Here is a 25,803-nt window from a genome sequence, read left to right on the forward strand (position 1 = left end):
CAGCGACCGTACCCGCGTCACCGGCCGTACGCGCGTCAGCGGCCTGTCAGGCCGCCGGGCCGCTGGAGCCGCGCGGCTCCAGGGTCGGCAGGTCGTCCTGGATGCGGACCGCCGTGCCGCCGTCGAGGAGGGCTATGAGCTGTTCGGCGGCGTGGCGGCCGAAGGTGGCGGTGTCGCGGGTGAGGGCGGTGAGGGCGGGGTGGGTGGCGCGGCAGAGGACGGAGTCGTCCCAGGCGACGATGGAGAGCCGGTCCGGCACGGCGACGCCGCGCTCGGAGGCGACGGCCAGGCCCGCGACCGCCATCACGTCGTTGTCGTAGACGAGCGCGGTGGGCGGCGGGTCGCCGGCCAGCACCCGCCGGGTGGCCTCGGCGCCGCCCGTGTCGGAGTAGTCGGTGGTCACCGAGCGCGCCTCGGGCAGGCCCCGCCGGTCGGCCTCGGCGCGCAGGGAGGCCATCCGGGCCTGGGTGTGGGCGAGTTCGGGCAGGCCGGCGATGTGCACGATGCGGCGGTGGCCGAGGCCGTACAGGTGGTCGACGATCGAGGCCATCGCGCCCGCGTCGTCGGCCCAGATGTTGGATATGGCGTGGCCGCCGGCGCGGGCGGCGCCCGTGGAGCCGACGACCACGGCGGGCAGTCCCAGTTCGTCGAGGAGCGCGGGGCGCGGGTCGTCGTCGCGGGGGTCGACGACGAGCAGGCCGTCCACGCGGTGCTCGGCCCACCAGCGGCGGTAGACCTCGCACTCGGCGTCGATGTCCTCGACGACCTGGAAGAGCAGGCCGAGCCGGCGGTGCGAGAGGACTTCCTGGACGCCGGAGACGAGCTGGAGGAAGAACGACTCGACGCCGAGGGTGCGGGCCGGGCGCGCGAGGACCAGCCCGATGGTGGCGGAGCCCTCGCCGGAGAGCGCCCGGGCGGCGGTGCTGGGCTGCCAGCCGAGCTGTTCGGCGACGCGGCGGATGCGGTCGCGGGTGGTCTCGGAGACGCCGGGGCGGTCGTTGAGCGCGAAGGACACCGCGCTCTCCGAGACGCCGGCCCGGCGCGCGATGTCCTTCATCGTAGGTCGTCTGGCCGGCGTGCGGCGCATGTGTCTCTCCCTGCTCCCCCGCCCGCCGGGGCAGCTCCGGCGGGTCCGTTCCACTAAAGCGCTTGAGTGACAACACACTAAAGCGCATTAGTCTTCCGCGGAAGTATTGACTTAATCCTTCTTCGGGGCGAAAGTTTTGTCCGCCCCCTCCTGGCCCGATCGAAGGAGCTCGTCGGCCATGCCCATATCCCGTAGAACCCTTGCCCTCGCCGCACCGGCGCTCGCCTGTGCCCTGACGCTCACCGCCTGCGGTTCGGGCGGTGACAGCGGTGGCGGCAGCAGCGCCTCCGGCAAGATCGAGGGCGACATCAGCTTCCAGACCTGGAATCTGCGCGCCGGCTTCAAGGACTACTTCGAAGGTCTGGTCAAGGAGTTCGAGAAGCAGAACCCCGGCGTCAAGGTGAAGTGGCTGGACCAGCCGGCCGAGAACTACGCCGACAAGCTGAGCGCGGACGCCGGCGCGGGCACGCTGCCCGATGTGGTGAACCTCTCACCGGACCTGGCCTATCCGCTCGCCAAGGCCGGCGTGCTGATGAACATGGACAAGGAGCCGGCCACCTCGAAGTTCAAGGGCGAGTACACGCCCGAGGGGTGGAAGGGCACCGCGATGCCCGGCCTCGACGGCTCGTACGCCTTCCCCTGGTATCTGAACACCGGCCCGCTGTTCTACAACAAGGACCTGTTCAAGAAGGCCGGGCTCGACCCGGAGAAGCCGCCGAAGACGTTCGACGACCTGTTCACCGACGCCAACAAGATGGCGAAGGAGTCCGGCGGCAAGATAGCCACCCTGGCGTCCACGCCGGCCATCGAGGACATGGGCCGCTACGGCGTCAAGCTGATGAACGCGGATTCCACGGAGTTCACGTACAACGAGCCGAAGGGCGTGGAGTTCCTCACCAAGTACAAGGAGCTCTACGACAGCGGCGGGCTGGACGCGCAGGCGCTCACCAACACCCCCGAGAAGTCGGGCCAGAAGTTCCTGGAGCAGAAGGTCGCCATGAATCCGGGCAGCGCCCTGGACCTGTCGAACTTCAAGAAGAACGCGCCCTCGCTCTACAAGAACCTGGGCATCACGGACGCGCCCAACAACAACGGCAAGCCCAACATGTACGTGATGGGTCTGGCCGTGAACAACCAGAGCAAGCACAAGGCAGCCGCCATCGCCTTCGCGCACTTCGTCACCAACAAGCAGAACCAGGAGTCCTTCGGGCACAAGGTCGCCGTCTTCCCCAGCACCAAGGGGTCGCTGGAGGAGCCGTACTGGACGAAGGAGGACGGCACCGACGAGGGGCGCGTCCGAGTCGCCTCGGCCAAGATGCTCAAGGGCGCGGTGAATTACACGCCGGTCGTCCTCAGTGACGAGATGAAGACGATTCTGAAGAACGAGGTCGCCAAGGCCCTGCAAGGCAAGAAGTCGCCGAAGCAGGCGCTCGACGAGGCCGTCGCACAGAGCAACAAGCTGCTCAAGCAGAACTGACGGTAAAGAACATGGAACGGCCCGCCAAGCGCATCCGCACCCATAGGGCGATCAGTCCCTGGCTCTTTCTGCTGCCCGGCGTCGGAGTCATCGCCGCCTTCAACCTGTATCCCTTCTTCACCACCATCTACAAGGCGTTCACCGACGCCCGCACACTGACCTCGGGCAACTGGGTCGGTCTCCAGAATTTCCAGACGATGATCCACGATGATCAGTTCTGGACCGCGCTGCGCAACAGCGGGCTGTACGTGCTCCTGGTGGTGCCCTTCACCGTTCTGCTCCCCCTGCTGCTGGCCATGCTGGTGCAGAAGCAGATGCCCGGTATCGCCTTCTTCCGCTCCGCGTTCTACACCCCGGTCGTGGCGTCCGTCGTGGTCGTCGGCCTGATCTGGGTGTGGATTCTGGACGACCGGGGCCTGGTCAACGGCATTCTCAATGTCCTCGGGGCGGGCCCCGTCAAGTTCCTGGGCGATCAGTGGCTGCTGCTGCTGAGCGCGATGGCCCTGACCATCTGGAAGGGCCTCGGGTACTACATGATCATTTACCTGGCGGCGCTCGCCAATGTGCCGCAGGAGCTGCACGAGGCGGCGGCCGTCGACGGGGCCGGGCCCATCCGCCGGTTCGTCTCCGTCACCATGCCCTCCGTCCGCCCCACGATGGTGCTGGTCGGCGCGCTCTCCTCGGTGAACGCCTTCAAGGTCTTCTCGGAGGTCTTCCTGCTGGCCGGTCCGGCCGGCGGCCCGGCGGGCGAGGACACCACGCTCGTCATGCTCGTCCAGCGGGTGGGCACCGGCCTCAACGGCCGGGTGGGCTACGCCTCGGCCATCTCGCTGATCGTTTTCGTCATCGCACTGCTGCTGATGCTTCTGGTGCTGCGCGCCGACCGCAAGGAGGAGCCCCGGTGAAGCGCCTTTCCGGGTGGGAGAAGACCCTCCGCTACGTCCTGCTCCTCGTCGTCCTCGCCATCACCGTCGGCCCGTTCCTGTGGCAGCTCTCGACCTCGCTCAAGGGCACCACCGAGGACATCTACACCTATCCTCCGAAGCTGCTGCCCGAGCACCCGACGCTCAAGAACTACTCCGGCGTCGCCGACATCATCCCGGTCTGGGACTACGCGCTGAACTCGCTGAAGGTCGCCCTCACCAACGTGGTGACCAACGTGATCGGCGCGTCCATGGCCGGCTACGCGCTGGCCCGGCTCCGCTTCAAGGGCCGCAAGATCGCGGGGCTGGCCGTCGCGATGGCGCTGCTCGTGCCGCTGGAGGCCATCATCATCGCGCAGTTCACGATGATGCGGGACCTCAGCCTCAACAACACGCTCGTCGCCGTGGTGCTGCCGGGCGCGGTCAGCGCCCTGAACGTGATGCTGATGCGCAACGCGTTCTCCAACCTGCCGTACGAGATCGAGGAGGCCGCCGTCATCGACGGCGCCAACGTCTGGCAGCGGTTCGTGCGGATCGCGCTCCCCTCGGTCAAGGGGACCATCGCGGTCGTCGCGATCTTCGCCTTCATGGGCGCCTGGGACGACTTCCTGTGGCCGCTGATCGTGCTGTCCGACTCCTCGAACTTCACGCTGACCGTCGGCCTGAACTTCCTGCACGGCACGTTCCAGCAGAACCCGCGCCTCGTCGCCGCCGGCACGATCATCGCGGTGGCGCCGCTCATCGTGATGTTCGCCTGCCTCCAGCGGTTCTTCTTCCGCGGCGTGGGCGAGGGCGCCGTCAAGGGCTGAAGAGCCTGTGTCATATCCCGGGCCGGGCGCCCGACGCCTGGCCAGGGATATGACACAGGCTCGGCCCCGGCCCCGCGCCCCGCACGCACCCCACCCCGTACGACTCCGAACAGGATCTCCCCCGCATGACCGCACCCCGCTTCGGCGTCAACTACACCCCCACCCGGGGCTGGTTCCACCACTGGCTCGACTTCGACCTCGACGAGGTGCGGGCCGACCTCGACTCCATCGCGGAGCTCGGTCTCGACCACATCCGGGTCTTCCCGCTGTGGCCCGTCTTCCAGCCCAACCGCACCCTGATCCGGCCGCGCGCCGTCGAGCAGCTCGTCCAGCTCGTCGACGCGGCCGGCGAGCGCGGCCTCGATGTGAACGTGGACGGCCTCCAGGGCCACCTGTCCAGCTTCGACTTCATCCCGTCCTGGACCGCCACCTGGCACCGCCGCAACATGTTCACCGACCCGGACGTCGTCGAGGCCGAGGCCGCGTATCTGCGCACCCTCGCCGCGGCCCTGGCGGACCGGCCCAACTTCCTCGGCATGACCGTCGGCAACGAGATCAACCAGTTCTCCGGCGACCCGCACCCCGACCCCGACCGGATCGACGCCGAGCAGGCCGGGACGTGGCTGCGCCGGATGGTCGGCGCCTGCGAGGAGGGCGCGCCGGGCAAGATGCACCTGCACGCCTCGTACGACGCCGCCTGGTACCTCGACGGCCACCCGTTCACCCCCGCGCACTCGGCCCGGATCGGCGCCGCGACCGCCGTGCACTCCTGGGTCTTCAACGGCACCGCGCAGCGCCACGGCCGCGACGGCGTGGCGACCGAGCAGCACGCCGCCTATCTCATCGAGCTGTCCAAGGCGTGGGCGCCCGACGCGCACCACCCGGTGTGGCTCCAGGAGGTCGGCGCGCCCGCCCCGCACATCCCGGCCGAGCACGCCGCCGCCTTCACCGAGGCGACCGTCGCGAACGCGCTGGACTGCGCGGACGTGTGGGGCGTGACGTGGTGGTGCTCCCACGACGTGGACCGCGCCCTGGGCGACTTCCCGGAGCTGGAGTACAACCTCGGGCTGCTCACCAACGACCGCCGCGTCAAGCCCGCGGGCGAGGCCATCGCCCGGGCCGTACGGGAGTGGCGGGGCCGGGAGTACCGGCCCGCGCCGCGGACCACCGCCCTCGTCCTGGACGCGAGCGGCCTGGACGCTTCCGAGACGGCGCCGGTGCGCGCGCAGTGCGGGCCGGGCGGCGCGTACTTCGAGGCGTGGACGCGGCTCGCCGCGCGGGGCGTGCGCCCGGCCGCGGTGCTCGCCGAGTCCGCGAACGACGCCGCGTACCTGGCGGCGCGCGGCATCACGGAGCTCCTCACCATCGACCAGGTCGCCTGAGCTTCGAGCTTCGAGCTTCGGCGACCGATCGCAGCACCTTCGAGTCCTCGTCACCCCCGCGCAAAGGAGCGCACCATGATCGAGAGACCCGCACAGCCCGTACCGGCCGGCCCCGGCCGCCGTCTGCTGCTGGGGGCGGGGGCCGCGACGGCCGCCGCCCTCGCCCTGCCCGCCGGGCGCGCGAGCGCGGCCGGGGCCCGTCCTACGGGGCGGGCCGGGGCCGCGGCGGACGGCGGCCTCCAGCCGTACGCCGCGTACTGGTTCCCCGACTCCCTGCCCAGCGGCAGCCCCGGCGAGGGCGTCGTCTGGCGCTCCCTCGGCTCGTGGACGCCCGCCTCGGACCCGGACCTGGCGTTCAACAAATCGACGGTGCCGCTGGCGAAGCGGTTCACGCCGCCGCCCGCGAACGGCACGGCCCGCGCCGGGCAGGCGCGCGTCTCGGCGCTGGCCGCCTTCGACCACACCGCCGGCAACCCCGCCCAGGGGTCGGCGACCGCCGACTACTACGCCCTGACCCAGTGGGCGTACCTGGACGAGCTGGTCTTCTGGGGCGGCTCGTCGGCCGAGGGGCTGATCCTCGCGCCGAACGCGCCCGTCGTGGACGCCGCGCACCGCAACGGCGTGCCGGTGCTCGGCACGGTCTTCCTGCCGCCCGCCGCGTACGGCGGGCAGCTCGCGTGGACCCGCGACCTGGTGCGCCGGGCCGCCGACGGGAGCTTCCCGATCGCGGACAAGCTGATCGCGGTGGCCCGCGCGTACGGCTTCGACGGCTGGTTCCTGAACGCCGAGACCGGCGGCGGGGACGCGGCGCTCGGCGCGGCCATGCGCGATTTCGTGGGGTATCTGCGGAAGCACGGCGAGGGGCTGCGCGTCACCTGGTACGACGCGATGACCGAGGCCGGCTCCGTGGACTGGCAGAACGCGCTCAACGACCGCAACGCGGCCTTCTTCCGCGCCTCGGACTCGATGTTCCTGAATTTCAACTGGACCCGTTCCGGGCTCGCCGCGTCCGGGAAGCTCGCCGAGCGCCTGGGCCGGGACCGGTACGAGCTGTGGGCGGGCGTGGACGTCGAGTCCAACGGCTGGGACACGCGGGTGGACTGGGACTCCGTCGTCCCCGCGGCCGGTGGGCACGTCACCTCGTTCGGCTTCTACCGCCCCGAGTGGACCTGGACCAGCCTGCCGAAGGACAAGCGCTCCCCCGCCGAGTTCCACGCGCGCGACGACCGCTTCTGGACGGGCCCCTCACTGGACCCGTCGGCCCCGGCGGGCGGCGCCTGGCGGCCGGCCGCCGCGTCGGTCGCGGACCGCTCCACCCTGACCGCGCTGCCGTTCGCCACGGCCTTCAACACCGGCCACGGCACCGGCTGGTACGAGCGGGGCGAGCGCACCGGCGACGCCCCCTGGAACCATCTCGGGCTCCAGGACCGGCTGCCCGGCCGCCGCTGGGTGATCCACACCGACGGCGCCCGGCCGGACGTCTCCTTCGACTTCGCGGACGCCTGGCGCGGCGGCAGCAGCCTGCTCGTCGCGGGCGCGCTCGGATCGCCCGCGACCGTCGAGCTGTTCACCGCGCGGCTGCCCGTCTCGGCCGCCACCGTGGTCGAGCTGGCCCACCGCACCGACGCCGGTTCGGGCGGCGTGCGCGTGGAGCTCGCCGTGTCCACGGAGGAGCCCTACCGCTTCACCTACCTCGACGCGGGCACCCTGCGCGCGGGCGGCCGGGGCTGGTCCACCGCCACGCTCCGCCTCGGCCGGGCGCTGCGCGGCGCGAAGGCCCGTACGCTGCGCGCCGTCGGCGTCCGCCTCACCACCCTCGACGGGAGCGCGGTCCGCTGGCGGCTGGGCTCCCTCGCGATCCGCGACGCGCACGCGTCCGGGCCGCGCAGGCCGGGAGCCCTCAAGGTCACCGCGTCACGCCCCGGCGCGGACGGCACGGCGGCGCTGCGGCTGTCCTGGGGCCGGGCGAGCGGCCCCGTACGCCATTACGAACTGCACCAGATCCTGCCCGGGGGCGCGCGCCGCTTCCTCGGCGGCACCTGCGGCACGGCGTTCTACGTGCCGTCGCTGCGGCGCGCGTCCCAGGAGGCGGCCACCCGGGTCGAGCTCCGTACCGTGGACGAGCTGTTCGCTTCCTCCGACCCTGTTTCCACCACCTTCCACTGGTAGCTCTCGCTAAGGAATTCCTTCCATGCACAACGACCGTTCCATCACCGAAGCCCGCCTCAAGCGGGTTCTCGACGAGCGCATCCGCCCCGCCCTCTACCCCGAGTCGGTGCCGCTGACCGTCGGCGTGTGGAACGCGCCCGGCGAGCCCGTACCCGTCGAGGAGGGCATCGCCGCCGCCCGTACGCCGATCGAGGTGGGCTCCCCCTGGGGCCCGCCGTGGGGCACGAGCTGGTTCACCGTCACCGGGACCGTGCCCGCCGCGTGGGCGGGGCGGACCGTGGAGGCCGTGCTCGACCTCGGCTTCGACGAGAACATGCCCGGCTTCCAGTGCGAGGGCCTCATCTACCGGCCCGACGGCACCCCGGTCAAGGGCCTCAACCCGCGCAACCAGTGGGTGCGGATCGGGTCGCCGGCCGAGGGCGGGGAGAAGGTGGAGCTGCACATCGAGGCGGCCTCCAACCCGGTGCTCCTCGACTACCACCCCTTCCTCCCCACCGAGCTGGGCGACAAGGAGACCGCGGGCAGCGAGCCGCAGTACAAGCTGGCCCGGATGGACCTCGCGGTCTTCGACGAGACCGTGTGGGAGCTGGTCCAGGACCTGGAGGTGCTGGGCGAGCTGATGGCCGAGCTGTCCACGGACTCGCCGCGCCGCTGGGAGATCCTGCGGGCCGTGGAGCGGGCGCTGGACGCCGTCGACCTCCAGGACGTGGGCGGCACCGCCGCGCGCGCCCGGGCGGAGCTGACGGAGGTGCTGTCCGCCCCGGCGCACGCCTCGGCGCACCGCATCAGCGCGATCGGTCACGCGCACATCGACTCGGCGTGGCTGTGGCCGCTGCGCGAGACGGTCCGCAAGGTGGCGCGTACGACGTCGAACATGACGGCGCTGCTGGAGGACGAGCCGGAGTTCGTCTACGCGATGTCGCAGGCGCAGCAGTTCGCGTGGATCAAGGAGCACCGGCCGGAGGTCTACGCCAAGGTCAAGAAGGCCGTGGCCGACGGCCGGTTCGTGCCGGTCGGCGGCATGTGGGTGGAGTCGGACACCAACATGCCCGGCTCGGAGGCGCTGGCCCGGCAGTTCGTGCACGGCAAGCGGTTCTTCATGGAGGAGTTCGGGATCGAGCCGCGGGAGGTCTGGCTGCCGGACACCTTCGGCTACTCGGCGTCGCTGCCGCAGATCGTCAAGCAGGCGGGCGCCAAGTGGTTCCTGACGCAGAAGATCTCGTGGAGCCAGACCAACAAGTTCCCGCACCACACCTTCTGGTGGGAGGGGCTGGACGGCACCCGCGTCTTCACCCACTTCCCGCCGATGGACACGTACAACGCGCAGCTCTCCGGCAAGGAGGTCGCGCACGCGGTCGCCAACTTCCAGGAGAAGGGCAGCGCGACGCGGTCGATCGCGCCGACCGGCTGGGGCGACGGCGGCGGCGGCACGACCCGCGAGATGGTGGCGCGCGCCAAGCGGCTGAAGGACCTTGAGGGCTCGGCGAAGGTCGTCTTCGAGAAGCCGTCGGAGTTCTTCGAGAAGGCGCAGGCGGAGTACGAGCACGCGCCGGTGTGGGTCGGTGAGCTGTACCTGGAGCTGCACCGGGCGACGCTGACCAGCCAGGCCAAGACCAAGCAGGGCAACCGGCGCTCCGAGCACCTGCTGCGCGAGGCGGAGCTGTGGGCGGCGACGGCCGCGGTACGGGCCGGGTTCGCCTACCCGTACGAGCGGTTCGACCGGCTGTGGAAGGCCGTGCTGCTGCTCCAGTTCCACGACATCCTGCCCGGCACCTCGATCGCCTGGGTGCACCGCGAGGCGGCCGAGCGGTACGCGGCGATCGGCGCGGAGCTGACGGAGATCATCGAGGCGGCGCAGCGGGCCCTGGCCGGCGACGCCGCGGCCGATACGTCCGTGGTCTTCAACGCGGCCCCGCACGCCCGGGCCGGCATCGCGGCGGGCGGCGCGGCGGTGGCCGCCGACAGCGGCCGGCCGGTGACGGCCGAGACGCGCGAGGACGGCTCCTTCGTGCTGGAGAACGGGCTGCTGCGGGTCGTCGTCGACGGCCGCGGACTCGTCGTCTCCGCGTACGACCTGGTGGCGGAGCGCGAGACGATCGCGCCGGGCGAGGCCGCCAACCTGCTCCAGCTCCACCCGGACTTCCCGAACATGTGGGACGCCTGGGACGTCGACCACTTCTACCGCAACACCGTCACCGACCTCACGGACGCCGAGTCCGTGGAGCTGCTGGCGGAGGCCGGCTCCGTGCGGGTCGTCCGGGCGTTCGGCGCGTCCCGCGTCGAGCAGACGCTGACCCTCCCGGCCGGCGAGCGGCGCCTGGACATCGACACCGAGGTGGACTGGCACGAGACGGAGAAGTTCCTCAAGACGGCCTTCCCGCTGGACGTGCACGCGGACCGGACGGCGGCGGAGACGCAGTTCGGCCACCTGTACCGGGCGACACACACCAACACGAGCTGGGACGCCGCGAAGTTCGAGGCGTGCCAGCACCGGTTCGTGCACGTGGAGGAGCCGGGCTGGGGCGTGGCCGTCGTCAACGACTCGACGTACGGCTACGACGTGACGCGCGCCGTGCGCGAGAGCGACACGGGCACGACCACGACGGTGCGGCTGTCCCTGCTGCGCGCCCCGCGCTTCCCGGACCCGCGCACCGACCAGGGCGTGCACCGCTTCCGGTACGCGCTGGTGCCCGGCGCGACGATCGGCGACGCGGTCCGAGAGGGCTACCGCGTGAACCTGCCGGAGCGCCGCGTCGCCGGTGACGCCCAGGTGGCGCCGCTGGTGACGGCGGGCGACGACGCGGTGGTGGTGACGGCCGTGAAGCTCGCGGACGACGGCAGCGGCGATGTCGTGGTCCGGCTGTACGAGTCGCGCGGCGGCCGTGTCCGTACGAAGGTGACCGCCGGTTTCGCCCTGGCCTCGGCCGCGTACTGCGACCTGCTGGAGCGGCCCACCGCCGACGCCGGGGCGGCGGACGGCGAGATCTCCCTGTCCCTGCGTCCGTTCGAGATCGTGACGCTGCGCCTCGTGAAGGAGTGACCCCCTCGATGGAACGCAGAGCGTTCATCGCCATGCTCGGTGCGGCCGGCGTCAGCGTCGGCCTCGCCGGGCAGGCGGGCCCGTTCGCCGCGGCGGCTGCCGCGGCGGACGGGCCGCCGGCCCCGGACCGGGCCCCGCACCAGCCGTACATGCACGGCTACGACGCGGCGGCCCTCAAGCGGTGGACCCCCGAGAGCGACCCGCACGCGCGGTATCTGCGCTCGCGGGTGCCGCTGGCCGAGCGCATCGCGCCGTTCGCCGCGACCCAGGCGAACCCGAAGCTGGCGACGGCCCCGCAGCTCATGAACCTGTCGTTCGACTACGACAATTCCTTTTTCACCGCGTTCAAATACAACGACACCTTCGCGCGCCGGCTGCTGCGTTTCTGGCAGTACAGCGATCTGTACGGTTCGTGGCACGGCATGCCCATCGAGGGCTCCCCCGTCGACAAGCCGGTGCACGGCCTGATCAATCTGCCCAACCCCGCTTATACGGACGCGGCGCACCGCAATGGCGTACGGTCCCTGGGGTGCTGGTTCTGGCCGCGCGACGGCGCCTTCTCGGACTATCTGGAGCAGCGCGCGGACGGGTCGTTCCCGGTGGCGGACAAGCTGATCGAGATGGCCGCGTATTTCGGCTTCGACGGTTATTTCATCAACCAGGAAGCGTCCATTTCGGAGCAGGACGCGGCCGGGCTGATGAAGATGCTCAAATATCTGCGGTCGAAGGCCCCGGCCGGATTCCATCTCCAGTGGTACGACACGATCATGGTCAATGGCCGGCTGTCCTACCAGAATCAGCTCAACGACCGGAACGCGCCGTGGATTCAGGACGGCGGCACCCCGGTGATGAACAGCCTCTTCGCCAATTACGCGTGGAACGAGGCGCGGGTCGTAACGTCCCGGGAGACGGCGAAGAAGCTGGGCCTGGACCCGTACAAGGTCGCGTTCCTCGGCACGGAGAACGAGAAGTACGGCTTCAACCCGCCGTACGACACCCGGCTGATCTTCCCGGAGGGGCAGCCGGCCCGGACGAGCTGGGCGCTGTTCGGCTCGCACTTCGCGTGGGACCGGTTCCCGGACCGGGAGAACCCCGACGCGCAGGCGGGCGTCTTCCGGCGCGAGCGGCAGTACTGGTCCGGCCCGAACGAGGACCCGACGCGCACCGGCCGGACGGAGTACGTGCCGTGGCCGGACGAGGACGACGGCAAGGGGCGCGACGAGAACAACCCGAAGAAGTGGGACGGCGTCGCGCACTACATCACCGAGCGGTCCGTCATCGGCTCGTTCCCCTTCGTGACCCGCTTCAACACCGGGCACGGGCGCGCCTTCCACATCGGCGGCAAGCGGGTGAGCGGCGCGCAGTGGAACAACGCGAGCGTGCAGGACATCCTGCCCACCTGGCAGTTCTGGGCGACCAGCCCGGGGACGCCGCTGAGCGTCGACTACGACTACACCACGGCGTACGACGGCGGCTGCTCGCTGAAGGTCTCGGGCGAGCTGGGCCCCGGCAACCCGACGACCGTCCGCCTGTTCAAGACGCGGCTGGCGGTGCGGGGCGGCGAGTCGCTGCGCCTGACGTACACGGTGGGGCGGTCCGGGCCGGCGAGCGACCTGGAGGCCGGGCTGATCTTCGAGGACTCCCCCGAGGAGTTCGTATGGCTGCGGCTCCCCAAGGCAGGCCCGCACGGCTGGCACACCCACTCCCTCCCCCTCGGCCGCTTCCGGGGCCGCACGATCGCCGCGATCGGGCTCCGGGTCTCCGCCGGCCACCGCGGCTCGTACGCCGTGAACATCGGCGAACTGGCGCTGCTCCCGGGCGGCCGGCCCCTGCGGGTCGAGCGGCCGGGCGGGTTCCAGGTCGACGCCGCGCACATCGCGGGCGGCTCGGCCGAGGTGTTCCTGTCCTGGCGGATGGCCGGGTCGGGGGTCTGGTACTACGACATCTCCCGGCTCGGGGGTGACGGCGGCCACGAGGCGATCGGCCGGATCTACGACGAGGTCTTCTACGTCAAGGCGCTGCAGCGCGCGGGCCGCGAACGGTCCACGACGCTCCAGCTCGTGGCGGTCGCCCCGGACGGTACGCGGTCGGCTCCGGCGACTGCCCAGGTGGTGTGGGCAGCGGGTTAGCGTGAGCGGATGACGACTTACGTGGGCCTGCTGCGCGGCATCAATGTGGGCAAGCACAACCGGGTCCCGATGGCGACGCTGCGGGACCTGCTGACGGGGATGGGGTGCGTGGCGGTGCGCACGCACCTCAACAGCGGCAACGCCGTCTTCACGCACCCGGCCGCCTCCGGCGCGGACGGCGAGCGGCGGCTCGCGGCCGAGTTGGAGGCGGCCATCGCCGGTGAACTGGGGTTCGCCGTCCCCTGCGTGCTGCGGGAGGGCGGCGACCTGCGGCGCGTCATCGACGAGAACCCCTTCGACATGACGGGGCTCGACCCGTCGCGCTTCCTGGTGACCTTCCTGGCCGGGCCGCTGGACGCGGCCCGGCTGGAGGGGATCGACCCGGCGGCGTACGCCCCCGAGGAGTTCGCCGCGGGGAAGCGCGAGGTATACAGCCACTATCCCGACGGCCTGCGGCAGGCGAAGCTGGCACCGCTCCTGACCGACCGCCGCCTCGGCACGACGGCCACGGCGCGCAACTGGAACACGGTGGTCAAGCTCGCGGAGCTGGCCGGCGTGTGACGGTTTGTCACCTGTTGGCTCGTCAGGGCGTGGCGGGCCGTCAGTTACTTTCCCAGGCAGCGGCGTTGGCCGCCGCGTGCTCGGCGAATGAGCGCGGCGGACGGCCCGTGACCTGCTCCACGGTGGGAGTCGTACGGTCCTCCGCGCCCTCGGCGATGGCCCGGTCCATGTCCGCGAGCAGGTCGGCGAACCGCTCCGGGACGCCGGAGGCGGTCAGCCGGTCGCGCATGGCCTCGTAGCCGATGGCGCGGTGGCGGACCGGCCGCCCGGCGTGGGCGGAGACGGTGGCGGCGATGTCCGCGTAACTCAGCGCCTCGGGGCCGGTGATGAGGTGCGCGGTGTTGTGCGGGCGCGCGTCGGTCAGCGCTCGTACGCCGACCTCGGCGATGTCGTCGGCGTCGACGAAACCGACGCGGCCGTCGCCGGTGGCCGTCACGATCTCGTCGTGGGCGCGGATGCTCTGGGCGTGGAGGTGGTCGCCGGTGAAGTTCTGCATGAACCAGGAGGGCCGGAGCACGGCCCACTCCGGGAACTCCGCGCGCAGGGCCCGGTGCACCACGCCGAGGCCGTCGGCATCCTCGGGGATCGCGGAGGAGCTGAGGAGGACGACGCGGCGCACGCCCTGGCTCCGCGCCGCGCGCAGGAACGGGAGCATGGGCACCGCGGGGTCCGAGGCGGCGGTGGGCGGGACGAGGTAGAGGCCGCGCACCCCGGCGAGGGCCGGGGCGTGGGTCGACGCGTCGTCCCAGTCGAAGCGCGTGGGTACGACGCCGGGGCCGCCGCCCGGCCCTGTCGCGGCCCGCCCGCTGCCGGCGCGCCTGCTTCCGGCGCGTACGCGGTGGCCGAGTTCGGCCAGCCGGGCGGCGACGCGGCGGCCGGTGTTGCCGGTGCCGCCGGTCACCAGGAAGGTGTCGTCGGTCGTCTGCATGGTGTGCTCCTGGGAGATGTGGGTCACTGCTGCTACGCGGCCGAGGACGGGGCGCCGCTCCAGGGCGCGTCGGGACCGGCGGCCAGTTCGCCGGCGGCGAGGGGGTTCCAGTAGTCGCGGTAGTGGGTGAAGAGGCCGTTCTTCACGGTGGCGACCACGATGTAGCTCATCTCGTACGGGCGGCCGGTCGACACGACGCGCCCCTCGGCGCGCATCTCGACGATGATCACCTCGGGGTTCTCGGTCTGGTGGACCTCGACGTACGGGAAGCCGGCGATGTCCACCATGTCCGGGTAGCCGGCCATGTAGGCGCGGACGGCTTCCTTGCCGTCCAGGCGGCGCGGGGCGCCGGGCGGGGCGAAGGGGAACTCGCAGACGCCGTCCTCGTCCCAGAGGCCGACCCACGCGTCGATGTCGCCCGCGACCAGGAGGTCGAGTCCGTGACGGAAGACGGCGGAGGGGGTGGTGGTGTCCGACATGGTGTGTTCCTTTCGGTAGGGCGCCGCGGGGGCGGTGGAGCGTCCGCGGCGGCCGGTCCGCGGATCGGCCGCCGCACGGTCCGCGCTAAGATACGGACCGTCGGTCCGAATCACTATACGGACCGATAGTCCGTATACGCAATCCCGTGCGCCGCCACCAGGAGGAGCCAGCCATGCCCCCCGTACGCAAGGAGCGGGCCGACGCCGCCCGCAACCGCGAGGCGGTGCTCGCCGCCGCCGACCGCCTGTTCGCCGAGCGCGGCGACTGCGAGGTGTCCATGGACGACATCGCGGCGGCGGCGGGCGTCGGCAAGGGCACCCTCTTCCGCCGGTTCGGAGACCGCGTCGGCCTGATCCAGGCGCTCGTCGCACGGCGCGCCGAGGCCCTGCGGGCCGACATCGAGGCGGGCTCCACGCCGCTCGCCCCCGGCGCCCCGGCCGACGAACGCGCCCTCGCCCTCCTCGCCGCCCTGCTCGGCTTCAAGCTGGCCAACCGGCCCCTGATGCTCGCCCTGGAGAACGCGGGCAGCGGCAGCCCGTACCTGAGCGAGACGTACGGCCCGTGGCACGCCCAGCTCGCCGGGCTGCTGGCCGAGGCCCGTGGCGAGCGGGACGCCGACTTCCTCGCCCACGCCCTGCTGGCGGCCGTACGGAGCGACCTCATCGAACACCTCACCGCGACGGGCACGTCCCCGGCCGACATCCACTCAGGGCTGGCCGCGCTCGCCCGCGCCGTTCTCTCCCCCACGCCCTGAGCCCTCCGGGCCCACCAGCTTCAACCACGCCTGCCATGGCCGGGGTTGACGCACAGTGCGGCGGGCGGGTTGGCGTTCGCGGCGCACCGTCGACCATGATCAGGGCATGGCAGACATACAAGGCTCACCCGCCCCAGGGACGAACGACACGACACACGACGGCCCCACCGGCCCCACCGGCCCCGGGCAGCCGCTGCGGACCGAGACCATCGCCCCGGGCGTCTTCGCCTTCATCCAGGGCGACGGCTCCTGGGGCTGGTCCAACGCGGGGCTCGTCGCGAGCCGCGGCGAGGCGCTGCTCGTCGACACCTTCTACACGCTCCCCCTGACGCGGCGGCTGCGGGCGGCGGTCGCCGAGGCCGCCCCCGACGCGCGCGTCACCACCGTCGTCAACACCCACCTCAACGGCGACCACTGCCACGGCAACCAGCTCTTCCCGGACGCCGAGATCATCACCTCGGACGCCAACGCGGCCGGCATCGACCATGAGGTACCGCCCGCCCTCTACCCGCAGCTCCAGCAGAACCCGCCGGCCGGGCCGGCCGGCGAGTACTTCACGCACCACTTCGGCCACTTCGACTTCTCCGGCATCGAGTTCACGCCGCCCACCCGTACCTTCCGCGACCGGCTGGACCTGCGCGTCGGGGACCTCGACGTCGAGCTGCTGAACGTCGGCCCCGCGCACACCGGCGGCGACGTGGTCGTCCACGTCCCGGAGGCGTCCACGGTCTTCCTCGGGGACATCCTCTTCCAGGACGACCACCCGGTGGTGTGGGCGGGCCCGGTCCTCGCGTGGGCCGACGCGTGCGACCGGCTGATAGCGACCGGCGCGCGGACCTTCGTGCCCGGCCACGGGCGGCTCGCGGGCCCCGCCGACCTGGCCCGCTTCCGCGACTACCTGCGCCACGTCCACGAGGAGGCCGCGCGCGCCGCGGCGGCGGGCGTGCCGCTGGCGACCGCGGCCCGCGCCATCCCGCTCGACGCCTACGCCGACTGGCCGCTGTCCGAGCGCGTGGTCGCGACCGTCGCCGCCGTCTACCGCGAGGTGGGCGCACCGGCCCCGGCGGCGCCCCTGGAACTGCTGACGATGATGGCGGAGATCGCCGCCGAACGCGGCGCCAGGCCATCCGGCTCCGGCCGCCTCCCCCACCAGGGCCGAGCGACCCACGAGGACGCCCGGGAGCCCGGCGCGGCGCGCGGGGACACGGCGGAGTAGCTGCCGGGGAGCGGCGGAGCAGCCCCTGACCTGGCCCGTCGGTGTGGGGCCGACCGGCTCATCGTCGTCGAGCAGGCCGGTGGATCCGCCGGCCCGTCGTCGTAGATCCCGCCGGCCCGTCTCACCCGCGAACGGCTCTCGCGGGCTCGCGGTCTCCCGGTCTCCCGGAGTCAGGCCCAGGGGGACCGCGGGCCGGTGACCACCTGGAGCAGGCGGGCCACCGTCGGGTCGGCGTCGGGGCGGTGGACGGCCTGGATGGTGGTGTCCAGGTAGCCGGCGTCGCCGCGCAGCGGCAGGAAGCTCACGCCGCCGGTGGAGAAGTGCCGGGCGCCCTCGGGCAGCAGGCTCACGCACAGGCCGGCGGCGACGTAGCTGAACAGGCCGCTCAGCTCGTCGGCGAGTACGAGGCCCCGGGGGGTGAAGCCCGCGCGGTGGCAGGCGAGGTGGACCTGCTCGGCGAGTACCGGCAAGGCGGTGGGGTCGGGCATCGCGAAGTCCTCGTCGCGCAGCGCGGAGAGGGCGATCTCGTCGGCGCCGGCGAGGCGGTGCCCGTCGGGTACGGCCGCCTGGATGCGTTCGGTGGCCACGACCGTACTGACGAGCTCGTCGGGCAGCCGGGCCGGGTCGCGCAGGAAGCCGAGGTCGAGCGCCCCGGTGTGGACCTGCTCGGCCACGGCGGCCGCGGACCCGTGGTGCAGTTGCACGCGCAGGCCGGGGAGTTGGTCGGCCATGGCGCGCAGCATCGTGGGGAGGTGGAGGTGGCTGAGGAGGCTGACGTAGCCGATCCGGATGTCGCCCTCGACTCCGTCGGCCACCCGGCGGGCCCGGGCGACCGCGGCCGTCTGGAGGTCGAGCAGCCGCCGCGCGTCGGCGGCGAAGACCTCGCCGGCGGCGGTGGGCCGCGCGCCGGTGGGGCCGCGCTCCAGTAGGCGGACGCCGAGCATCCGTTCCAGCCGCTGGATGGACTGGCTGAGCGGGGGCTGGCTCATGCCGAGCTGTTCGGCGGCCCGCCCGAAGTGGCCCTCACCGACCACCGCGAGGAATTGCACCAGGAGCCGTCGGGACAGGGCGATATCCTCAGCCATATCATTCATGCCGAAATCATATATTGGACACACCTTCCCCGGTGGGTGTGGAGTGAGTCATGCACGACCTGGAGGTTCGGGTGACTGTCCGGCCTCGTTCGGCGTCGTTCGGCGTGGTGGATTTGTTCCACCGCCGCCCGCGCCGTTCGCTGGAAGCGGTCAACAGCCCCCGTTCCAGGCCGGCGGCCTATTTCTCCTGATTCCTCTGGGGTGATCTTCATGGCGGTCGTGACGATCGTCGGCGCCGGTGTCATCGGCATCTCGTGGGCGCGCCTGTTCGGCGGCGCGGGCTGGGAGGTCCGGGTCAGCGACCCGCGACCCGACCTGGACGAGGTGGTGGCGCGCGAGCTCGCCGGCCTGCCGGTGACGGCGACCCACGACCTGGCCGCGGCGGCGGACGGCGCGGACTTCGTGCAGGAGGCCGGGCCGGAGCGGATCGAGGTCAAGGAGCAGATGTTCGCCACCCTGGCCGCGCACACGCGCGACGGCGTGGTGCTGGCCTCGTCCTCCTCGTCCCTGCTGCCGTCGAAGATCGCGCAGGGCAACCCGGCGGCCGACCGCGTCGTCATCGGCCATCCGTTCAATCCGCCGGAGCTGATGCCGCTGGTGGAGGTGGTGCCCGGGGAGCGGACCTCGGCCGCGACGGTCGACCACGCGATGGAGGTGTACCGGGGGCTCGGCAAGCTGCCGATCCGGCTCAAGAAGGAGATCCCCGGGTTCGTCGGCAACCGCCTTCAGAAGGTGTTCAACGACCAGGCGAACTATCTGGTCCAGCAGGGCGTCATCGACGTACGGGACCTCGACGACCTGGTGCGCGCCTCGCTCGGACTGCGCTGGGCCACGATCGGCCCGTTCCAGAGCGGCGCCCTCGGCGGCGGCCCGGCCGGCATGCGCCACCTGGTGGAACACGTGGGCTCGCAGATGCGCTTCGAGATCGGCAGGGCCGACCAGGCCCGGATGGGCGAGGTCCTGGACGCCGTCGAGCGGGCCTACGGCACCGGCCAGGAGGCCTACGAGCACCTGGCCGAGCTGCGTGACCGGCGCACCCGCGGCGCCCTGGCGCCGCTGGACTGGCCGGAGCCCGGGCCGGAACCCGGCAGTGGGGACAGCACGGCAGACGGCTCCGCGGACAGCGTCGCGAACGGAGAGCGGAAGTGAACACGCCCGTACCGACGGACGCCCCGACGGCGTCCACGCACCAGCGTCTGCTCGCGCTACAACTCCACCCGGGGCGCGTACTGGAAGTGAGCATCGCGGACGGCCGGGTGCGAACTCTGATCGAGGACGCCGGCGCCTCGCCGGACGGCGTCGTCGTGGACTCCGGCACCGTGTACTGGACCACGATGGGCGTCCCCGAGGCGGACCCCGGCACACCGGACGGCACCGGCTACGACTACTCCCCGCGCAACGGCGGCGTCCACGCCTGGCACCTGGGCGACGGCGGGCCGCGGCGCGACATCGTGCCCGACGGGATGATAACGACCGGCAAGCAACTGACCTCGGACGGCGCCGGCACGCTGTACTGGGGCGACCGGGAGGGCCGCCGGGTCAGCCGGGCCCGTGTGGACGGCGGCGGCCTGGGCGACCTGATCGTCAACCCCGCCGGGGACGGGATCATGGGCGAGTGCGTCGGCGTCGCCGTCGACCCGGTCCACCGCTACCTGTACTGGACGCAGAAGGGCCCGGCGAAGGGCGGCAAGGGCCGCATCCTCCGCGCCGGCCTCGACCTCCCCGCCGGTACGAGCGCCGGACACCGCACCGACGTCGAGGTGCTGTGGAGCGGCCTGCCCGAACCCATCGACCTGCACCTGAGCGGCGGATGGCTCTACTGGACCGACCGCGGGGCCGCGCCGCTCGGCAACACCCTCAACCGGGCGCCCGTACCCGCGCCCGGCGCCGCGGGCGGCGCCCCCGAGATCCTGTCCGACGGGTTCACCGAGGCGATCGGCCTCGCCGTCGACCACGCGGCCGGCCTCGCCTACGTCGCCGACCTGGGCGGGCACATCCGCGAGGTACCGCTGCCCGACGGCCCCGCCGCGGGCCGGCCGCAGCGCGAGGTCGCGGCGCTCGGCACCGCGCTGACCGGGCTGTGCCTGCTGCCCCCCGCGTGACGCGACCGGCGCGGCCGCACCGTACCGACGTACCGATCCTGCGAGCACAAACCGTACGAAGCACCGCCGAGGCGCGGTGTGGCAAAGGAGATGAACGGCAGATGGGCTTCACCCTTCCCACCGAGGTCGAACGGCGGCCGGTGGCCGTCATCGGCGCGGGCACCCTGGGACGCCGGATCGCGCTGATGTTCGCCACCCGCGGCGGCGTGGTCCGTATCTACGACAAGTCGGGGCCCGCGGGCGAGGCGGCGAAGACCTACGTCGAACAGCACGTCGACGAGGTCGCCGCCCGCGTCGAGGGCGGCGGGCCGGGGCGGGTCGAGGTGACCGACGACCTCGCCGAGGCGCTCGCCGGGGCCTGGCTGACGGTCGAGGCGGTCCCGGAGCGGCTCGACCTGAAGAAGAGCGTTTTCGCCGACCTGGACGCCGGCGCCGAGCCCGACGCGATCCTGGCCAGCAACTCCTCCTCGTACCCGACCAGTCAGTTCATCGACCGCGTCGCGCACCCCGAGCGGGTGGTGAACATGCACTTCTACATGCCTCCGGTGCAGAACGCGGTCGACCTGATGTCGGACGGGCGGACCGACCCGGCGGTGCTCGCCTTCCTCAAGGAGGAGCTGCCCCGGTACGGCGTCTTCCCGTTCGAGGCGCACAAGGAGTCGACCGGCTTCATCTTCAACCGCATCTGGGCCGCCATCAAGCGCGAGTCCCTGGAAGTGGTCGCGGAGGGCGTCTCCACCCCGCAGGACGTCGACCGCATGTGGGAGATCAACATGGGCACGCCCGCCGGTCCGTTCCGGATGATGGACCACGTCGGCCTGGACGTCGTCCTCGACATCGAGGAGCACTACGCCGCCGAACTCCCCGGCCTCCCCGCCGCCCCCCGGGAGCTGCTGAGGCGCTACGTCGACGCCGGCCACCTCGGCGTCAAGACCGGCCGCGGCTTCTACGCCGACTACCCGGCCTGACGACCGGCCGCCACCCGAACGCCTGCGCCCCGGACCCGCCGTACGGTCCGGGGCCGCGGCCCGCTCCGCGGTGCGCTTCGCGCGGCGGCGGGGGTGCCGGGACGCTGCGCGTCGGCCGCAGGGTACCGGGGCGTTGCACGCCCGCCGCGGGAGCCCAGTCGCTGCACGTCGGCAGCGGGGCGCCAGGACGCCTTCGTGCTGATGGTGAGACACCCGTGTGCCTTCACGCGGGATGTCTTCGCCCGGCGGCGAGGCGCCGGGACGCTGCACGTCGGCCGCGGCGCGGCGGGGTGCCTTCGCTCTGATGACGCGACACCGACGCGCCTTCACACGGCGGCGGGGCGCCGGGACGCCTGCGCGCTGATGGTAAGACACCCGCGTACCCTCGCGCGGATGACGAGGGCCCAGGACGTCTTCGCGCGTCAGCGAGGCGCCGATGCGCTGCACGCCAGCCACTCGGCGCCGGGGCGTCTTCGCGCTGGCGCCGAAGGCCCGGTGCACCTTCACGCTGACGGCGAGGCGCCGGGGCGTTCAGGCCGACGGCCGGGCGCCGGGGACTGCGCACCGACCGCGAGGGGACCGAGGCATCTTCACGCTGATGACGCGACACCGATGCGCCTTCACGCGGCAGCAGGGTGCCGGTGCGTTCACGCGACAGCGAGGCTTCGGGGCGCTGCGCGTCGGCCGCAGGGCGGCGGGCGCCTTCGTACTGATGACGAGGCATCCGTGCGCCTTCACGCAGCGGCGGCGTGCCGATGCGTTCACGCAGCGGCGGCGTGCCGATGCGTTCACGCGGCGGCAAGGCGCCGTTGCGCCGCACGCCGGCCGCAGGGCCAGGGGCGCGGCTTCGTGCTGGTGGCGGGGCAGGTGGATGGGGTCTCCGTTTAGCATTCGGGCATGAAGCTGCGTTTGCCCCGACGGCGCGGGCGGTTGTTCGCCGCCATAGCCGCCGTCGCCGTGCTCGCCGGGGCCGGCACCTGGACGGCGGCCGCCTCCGGCGGCGAGGCCCCCGTCCACCGCGAGGACCACGTGCTGTCGCTGCCCGAGTCGCCGGGGTCCCGGGACACGGTCCGCATCGACACGTCGTTCTTCACCTCCGGCGGTACGGAGCGCAGACCGGCCGTCCTGCTGGCGCACGGCTTCGGCGGCAGCAAGGACGATCTGCGCGGCCAGGCGGAGGACTTGGCGCGCGACGGCTACGCCGTGCTGACCTGGTCGGCGCGCGGCTTCGGCGGTTCCACGGGCCGTATCGGACTCAACGACCCGCGGCACGAGGTCGCCGACGCGAGCCGCCTCATCGACTGGCTGGCGAAGCGCCCGGAGGTGCGGCTCGACAAGCCCGGCGATCCGCGCGTCGGCGTCGCGGGCGCCTCCTACGGCGGCGCGCTGTCCCTCCTCGCGGCCGGGTACGACCGGCGCGTCGACGCGATCGCCCCGCAGATCACCTACTGGAACCTCGCCGACTCCCTCTTCCCCGACGACGTCTTCAAGAAGCTGTGGGCCGGGATCTTCTTCACCACCGGCTCGACCACGACCGGGATCGGCGACGAGAAGGCGGCCCCGTCGCAGACCTCGGGGTGCGGACGGTTCGAGAAGGCGCTGTGCGAGATGTACGAGCGGGTGGCCGTCGCCGGGAAGCCGGACGCGCGGGCGCGCGAACTGCTCCAGCGACGCAGCCCGTCCGAGGTCGCCGACCGGATCAAGGTGCCCACCCTCATCACCCAGGGCCAGAGCGACTCCCTTTTCCCGCTCGGCCAGGCCGACGCCATGGCCCGGGCCATCAGGGCCAACGACGCGCCCGTGGCGGTGGACTGGATCGCGGGCGGCCATGACGGCGGCGAGCGCGAGACGGGCCGGGTGGCGCGGCGCACCGAGGCGTGGTTCGACCGCTACCTCAAGGGCGACGAAGGCGCGAACACCGGCCCCGCCTTCCGTGTCACACGGACCGGCGGCGTCGACTCCACCGACGGGGCCGCGCGGCTGCGCGGCGCGAGCGGCGACCGCTACCCGGGGCTCGCCAACGACGAGCGGACGGTGAAGTTCACGGGCGGCGAGCAGACCTTCGCCAACCCGGCAGGCGCGGGCCCGGCCGCGATCTCCTCGGTGCCCGGCATCGGCGCCATCTCCCAGCTCTCCGGCCTCGGCGCCGGGGTCTCCCTCGATTTCCCCGGCCAGTACGCGCGGTTCGACTCGGCGCCCCTGTCGACCGGGGTGCGCGTCACCGGGTCGCCGAGCGTGAAGCTGCGTGTGAAGGCGGACGGCGGCGAGGCCGTGCTGTTCGCCAAGGTCTACGACGTCGGGCCGAACGGCCGGCAGCAGTTGCCGTCCCAGCTCGTGTCCCCGGTCCGGGTCACCGGCGCCAAGGACGGCCGTACGGTCGAGGTGCGGCTGCCCGCCGTCGACCACAACTTCGCCGCCGGGCACCGGATGCGGCTGGTCCTCGCCGCCACGGACATGGGCTACGCGTCGCCGGTCGAGCCCGCCTCGTACACCGTCTCGCTCGCCGGGGAGGGGCTGCGGGCGCCGACGGCGCCGGCGGTGCGGACCGCCTCCGCCGGGCTGCCGTGGTGGACCTGGGGGCTGCCGGCGGCGGGCGCGGTCCTCGCCGTGGCGCTGCTGCTCGTCGGCCGCCGCCGCACCGCGCCGGCCGCGCCCGATCCGGCGCTCGCCGATGTGCCGTTGCAGATCACGGGGTTGAGCAAGCGGTACGCGAAGTCCGCCGACCGGTACGCGGTGCGGGAGCTGTCCTTCCGGGTGGAGCGCGGGCAGGTGCTGGGGCTGCTCGGGCCCAACGGCGCGGGCAAGACCACCACGCTGCGGATGCTGATGGGCCTCATCCGGCCGGACGGCGGGGACATCCGGGTCTTCGGGCACGCGATCCGGCCGGGCGCGCCGGTGCTGTCGCGGGTCGGCGCGTTCGTCGAGGGCGCGGGGTTCCTGCCGCACCTGAGCGGCCGGGCCAACCTCGACCTGTACTGGCGGGCGACCGGCCGGCCCGCCGAGGACGCGCACATCGAGGAGGCCCTGGAGATCGCCGGGCTCGGCTCGGCGCTGGACCGCGCGGTCCGTACGTACAGCCAGGGCATGCGGCAGCGGCTGGCCATCGCGCAGGCCATGCTCGGCCTGCCGGACCTGCTGATCCTCGACGAGCCGACGAACGGCCTCGACCCGCCGCAGATCCGTGAGATGCGCGAGGTGATGATCCGTTACGCGGCGGCCGGGCGCACCGTCATCGTCTCCAGCCATCTGCTGTCCGAGGTGGAGCAGAGCTGTACGCACCTGGTGGTGATGGACCGCGGGCGGCTGGTGCAGGCCGGTCCGGTCGCGGAGATCATCGGCTCGGGCGACACGCTGCTCGTCGGCGTGGCGGGCGGGCTCTCGGAGTCCGAGGCCGAGGCGGTGTGCGAGAAGGTGGCCGCGCTGCCGGGCGTCGCCTCGGCCGTCCCCGCCGACGAGGGGCTGCTGGTGCGGCTGGCGGGGGCCGACGCCGCCGCACTCGTCGTCGAGTTGGTGCGCCTGGAGGTCCCGGTGGCGAGCGTCGGCCCGCACCGCCGCCTGGAGGACGCGTTCCTGACCCTGATCGGAGGCTCCGCGTGAGTACGTCCACGAGTACGGCCACGAGTACGGCGCGCGAGAGGACGCCGGGGCCGTCGGCGCCCGGCTACCGGGCCCGGCACACCCTGCCGCTGCGCGTGGAGGCGGCGCGGCAGCTACGGCGGCGGCGCACGCTGGTGGTCGGAGCCGTGCTGGCGGTGCTGCCGTTCGTGCTGATCGCGGCGTTCGCGATCGGCGGGCAGCCCAGCGGCCGGGACGGCCGGGTGTCGCTCATCGACTCCGCCACCGCCTCCGGCGCGAACTTCACCGCGACGGCCCTCTTCGTCTCGGCCGGCTTCCTGCTGGTGGTGCCGGTGGCGCTGTTCTGCGGCGACACGGTGGCGTCCGAGGCGAGCTGGTCCTCGCTGCGCTATCTGCTGGCGGCGCCGGTGCCGCGGGCCCGGCTGCTGCTGAGCAAACTGGCGGTGGCGCTGGGGTTCAGCGCGGCGGCGATGCTGCTGCTGCCGGTGGTGGCGCTGGCGGCGGGCACGGCCGCGTACGGCTGGGGCGACCTGCGGCTGCCGACGGGCGGCGCGCTCCCCGCGGGCGACGCCGTGCCGCGGCTGCTGCTCGTCGTCGCGTACATCTTCGTCGGCCAGCTCGTCACGGCCGCCCTCGCCTTCTGGCTCTCCACGGTCACCGACGCGCCGCTCGGCGCGGTCGGCGGCGCGGTCGGCCTGACGATCGTCGGCAACGTCCTGGACGCGGTCACCGCGCTCGGCCACTGGCGCGACTTCCTGCCCGCGCACTGGCAGTTCGCGTGGGCGGACGCGCTCCAGCCACAGCTCGAATGGGGCGGCATGATCAAGGGCGCGGCGGTGTCGGTGGCGTACGCGCTGGTGCTCTTCGCCCTGGCCTTCCGCCACTTCCGGGCCAAGGACGTGGTGTCCTGACGGACTGTGCGGCGGGCCGGCCGCCTGATCGCGTGCCGATGCCACGATCCGGCGTAGCCGGCCGGGCCGGCGGGGAGCGCAGGCCGGCCGCGCCGGCCTGGCCGGATGCCGGCCCCCTGCGGGGCAAGGTAGCCCCAAAACCGCCTGCGAGCCCTACGGCGGCGACACGCCACCCCGCGCCCGCGGGTACCTCAAAG

20 protein-coding genes are annotated in these 25,803 nt (G+C 72.7%); 16 read left to right on the forward strand and 4 right to left on the reverse strand.

Annotated elements, in window-relative coordinates; genetic code table 11:
- Positions 1–46 precede the first annotated feature (46 nt).
- Positions 47–1,087: a LacI family DNA-binding transcriptional regulator gene (locus IF55_RS12525; RefSeq protein ID WP_030879835.1), complete on the reverse strand. Its 1,041-nt coding sequence runs from the start codon at positions 1,085–1,087 to the stop codon at positions 47–49.
- Between the two features lie 178 nt (positions 1,088–1,265).
- On the opposite strand from IF55_RS12525, the gene IF55_RS12530 reads away from it, so the two are divergent.
- The 8 genes from IF55_RS12530 (at position 1,266) to IF55_RS12565 (ending at position 13,577) form a co-directional block, all read left to right on the forward strand.
- Positions 1,266–2,564, forward strand: a complete 1,299-nt coding sequence (locus tag IF55_RS12530; RefSeq protein WP_030879836.1) for an ABC transporter substrate-binding protein — start codon at positions 1,266–1,268, stop codon at positions 2,562–2,564.
- Between the two features lie 11 nt (positions 2,565–2,575).
- Positions 2,576–3,469 (forward strand): carbohydrate ABC transporter permease, encoded by an 894-nt coding sequence (locus IF55_RS38470; RefSeq protein ID WP_030879839.1) that lies wholly within the window; start codon positions 2,576–2,578, stop codon positions 3,467–3,469.
- Positions 3,466–4,296, forward strand: coding sequence for a carbohydrate ABC transporter permease (locus IF55_RS12540; protein WP_030879840.1), 831 nt, complete (start codon positions 3,466–3,468; stop codon positions 4,294–4,296). The genes IF55_RS38470 and IF55_RS12540 overlap by 4 nt, the downstream gene beginning before the upstream one ends.
- Positions 4,297–4,421: 125 nt before the next feature.
- Positions 4,422–5,678 carry a glycoside hydrolase 5 family protein gene (locus tag IF55_RS12545; RefSeq protein ID WP_030879843.1) on the forward strand — a complete coding sequence of 419 codons (1,257 nt, stop codon included), beginning with the start codon at positions 4,422–4,424 and terminating at the stop codon, positions 5,676–5,678.
- 75 nt (positions 5,679–5,753) lie between these two features.
- Positions 5,754–7,847 (forward strand): endo-beta-N-acetylglucosaminidase, encoded by a 2,094-nt coding sequence (locus IF55_RS12550; protein WP_030879846.1) that lies wholly within the window; start codon positions 5,754–5,756, stop codon positions 7,845–7,847.
- A gap of 22 nt (positions 7,848–7,869) precedes the next feature.
- Positions 7,870–10,887, forward strand: coding sequence for an alpha-mannosidase (locus IF55_RS12555; protein WP_030879851.1), 3,018 nt, complete (start codon positions 7,870–7,872; stop codon positions 10,885–10,887).
- An 8-nt stretch (positions 10,888–10,895) separates the two neighbouring features.
- On the forward strand, positions 10,896–13,016 hold the full coding sequence (locus tag IF55_RS12560; RefSeq protein ID WP_048831907.1) for an endo-beta-N-acetylglucosaminidase: 2,121 nt from the start codon (positions 10,896–10,898) through the stop codon (positions 13,014–13,016).
- A 9-nt stretch (positions 13,017–13,025) separates the two neighbouring features.
- The gene (locus IF55_RS12565) at positions 13,026–13,577 is read left to right on the forward strand and encodes a DUF1697 domain-containing protein (RefSeq protein ID WP_030879857.1); all 552 of its coding nucleotides are present in this window, start codon (positions 13,026–13,028) and stop codon (positions 13,575–13,577) included.
- A 40-nt stretch (positions 13,578–13,617) separates the two neighbouring features.
- On the opposite strand, the gene IF55_RS12570 is transcribed toward IF55_RS12565, so the two are convergent.
- Entirely contained in the window at positions 13,618–14,505 is an 888-nt protein-coding gene (locus IF55_RS12570; protein ID WP_030879860.1) for an SDR family oxidoreductase, read from the reverse strand.
- A gap of 32 nt (positions 14,506–14,537) precedes the next feature.
- Positions 14,538–14,984, reverse strand: a complete 447-nt coding sequence (locus IF55_RS12575; protein ID WP_030879864.1) for a nuclear transport factor 2 family protein — start codon at positions 14,982–14,984, stop codon at positions 14,538–14,540.
- A gap of 173 nt (positions 14,985–15,157) precedes the next feature.
- On the opposite strand from IF55_RS12575, the gene IF55_RS12580 reads away from it, so the two are divergent.
- Both IF55_RS12580 and IF55_RS12585 read left to right on the forward strand, forming a co-directional pair.
- Complete coding sequence (locus tag IF55_RS12580) at positions 15,158–15,739, forward strand: TetR/AcrR family transcriptional regulator (RefSeq protein WP_030879867.1); 582 nt, start codon at positions 15,158–15,160, stop codon at positions 15,737–15,739.
- 106 nt (positions 15,740–15,845) lie between these two features.
- A complete protein-coding gene (locus tag IF55_RS12585) occupies positions 15,846–16,955 on the forward strand; it encodes an MBL fold metallo-hydrolase (protein ID WP_048831908.1) in 1,110 nt (369 codons plus the stop codon).
- A 170-nt stretch (positions 16,956–17,125) separates the two neighbouring features.
- Here IF55_RS12585 and IF55_RS12590 read toward each other — a convergent pair whose 3' ends face one another.
- Entirely contained in the window at positions 17,126–18,049 is a 924-nt protein-coding gene (locus tag IF55_RS12590; RefSeq protein ID WP_245661176.1) for a LysR family transcriptional regulator, read from the reverse strand.
- Positions 18,050–18,099: 50 nt separating this feature from the next.
- Here IF55_RS12590 and IF55_RS39320 point away from each other — a divergent pair, with 50 nt between their 5' ends.
- The 6 genes from IF55_RS39320 (at position 18,100) to IF55_RS12615 (ending at position 25,606) form a co-directional block, all read left to right on the forward strand.
- On the forward strand, positions 18,100–18,240 hold the full coding sequence (locus IF55_RS39320) for a hypothetical protein (RefSeq protein ID WP_157854312.1): 141 nt from the start codon (positions 18,100–18,102) through the stop codon (positions 18,238–18,240).
- Between the two features lie 19 nt (positions 18,241–18,259).
- Positions 18,260–19,198, forward strand: a complete 939-nt coding sequence (locus IF55_RS12595; protein ID WP_078644284.1) for a 3-hydroxyacyl-CoA dehydrogenase NAD-binding domain-containing protein — start codon at positions 18,260–18,262, stop codon at positions 19,196–19,198.
- Positions 19,195–20,151 (forward strand): SMP-30/gluconolactonase/LRE family protein, encoded by a 957-nt coding sequence (locus IF55_RS12600; protein WP_048831909.1) that lies wholly within the window; start codon positions 19,195–19,197, stop codon positions 20,149–20,151. The genes IF55_RS12595 and IF55_RS12600 overlap by 4 nt, the downstream gene beginning before the upstream one ends.
- A gap of 101 nt (positions 20,152–20,252) precedes the next feature.
- Positions 20,253–21,119: a 3-hydroxyacyl-CoA dehydrogenase family protein gene (locus IF55_RS12605; RefSeq protein WP_030879879.1), complete on the forward strand. Its 867-nt coding sequence runs from the start codon at positions 20,253–20,255 to the stop codon at positions 21,117–21,119.
- Between the two features lie 897 nt (positions 21,120–22,016).
- Positions 22,017–24,716, forward strand: coding sequence for a CocE/NonD family hydrolase (locus IF55_RS12610; RefSeq protein ID WP_030879882.1), 2,700 nt, complete (start codon positions 22,017–22,019; stop codon positions 24,714–24,716).
- Positions 24,713–25,606 carry an ABC transporter permease gene (locus IF55_RS12615; protein WP_030879884.1) on the forward strand — a complete coding sequence of 298 codons (894 nt, stop codon included), beginning with the start codon at positions 24,713–24,715 and terminating at the stop codon, positions 25,604–25,606. Before IF55_RS12610 ends, IF55_RS12615 begins: the two co-directional genes overlap by 4 nt.
- Positions 25,607–25,803 lie beyond the last annotated feature (197 nt).

The organism is Streptomyces varsoviensis, assembly GCF_000718635.1.
Classification (GTDB): Bacteria; Actinomycetota; Actinomycetes; order Streptomycetales; family Streptomycetaceae; genus Streptomyces; species Streptomyces varsoviensis.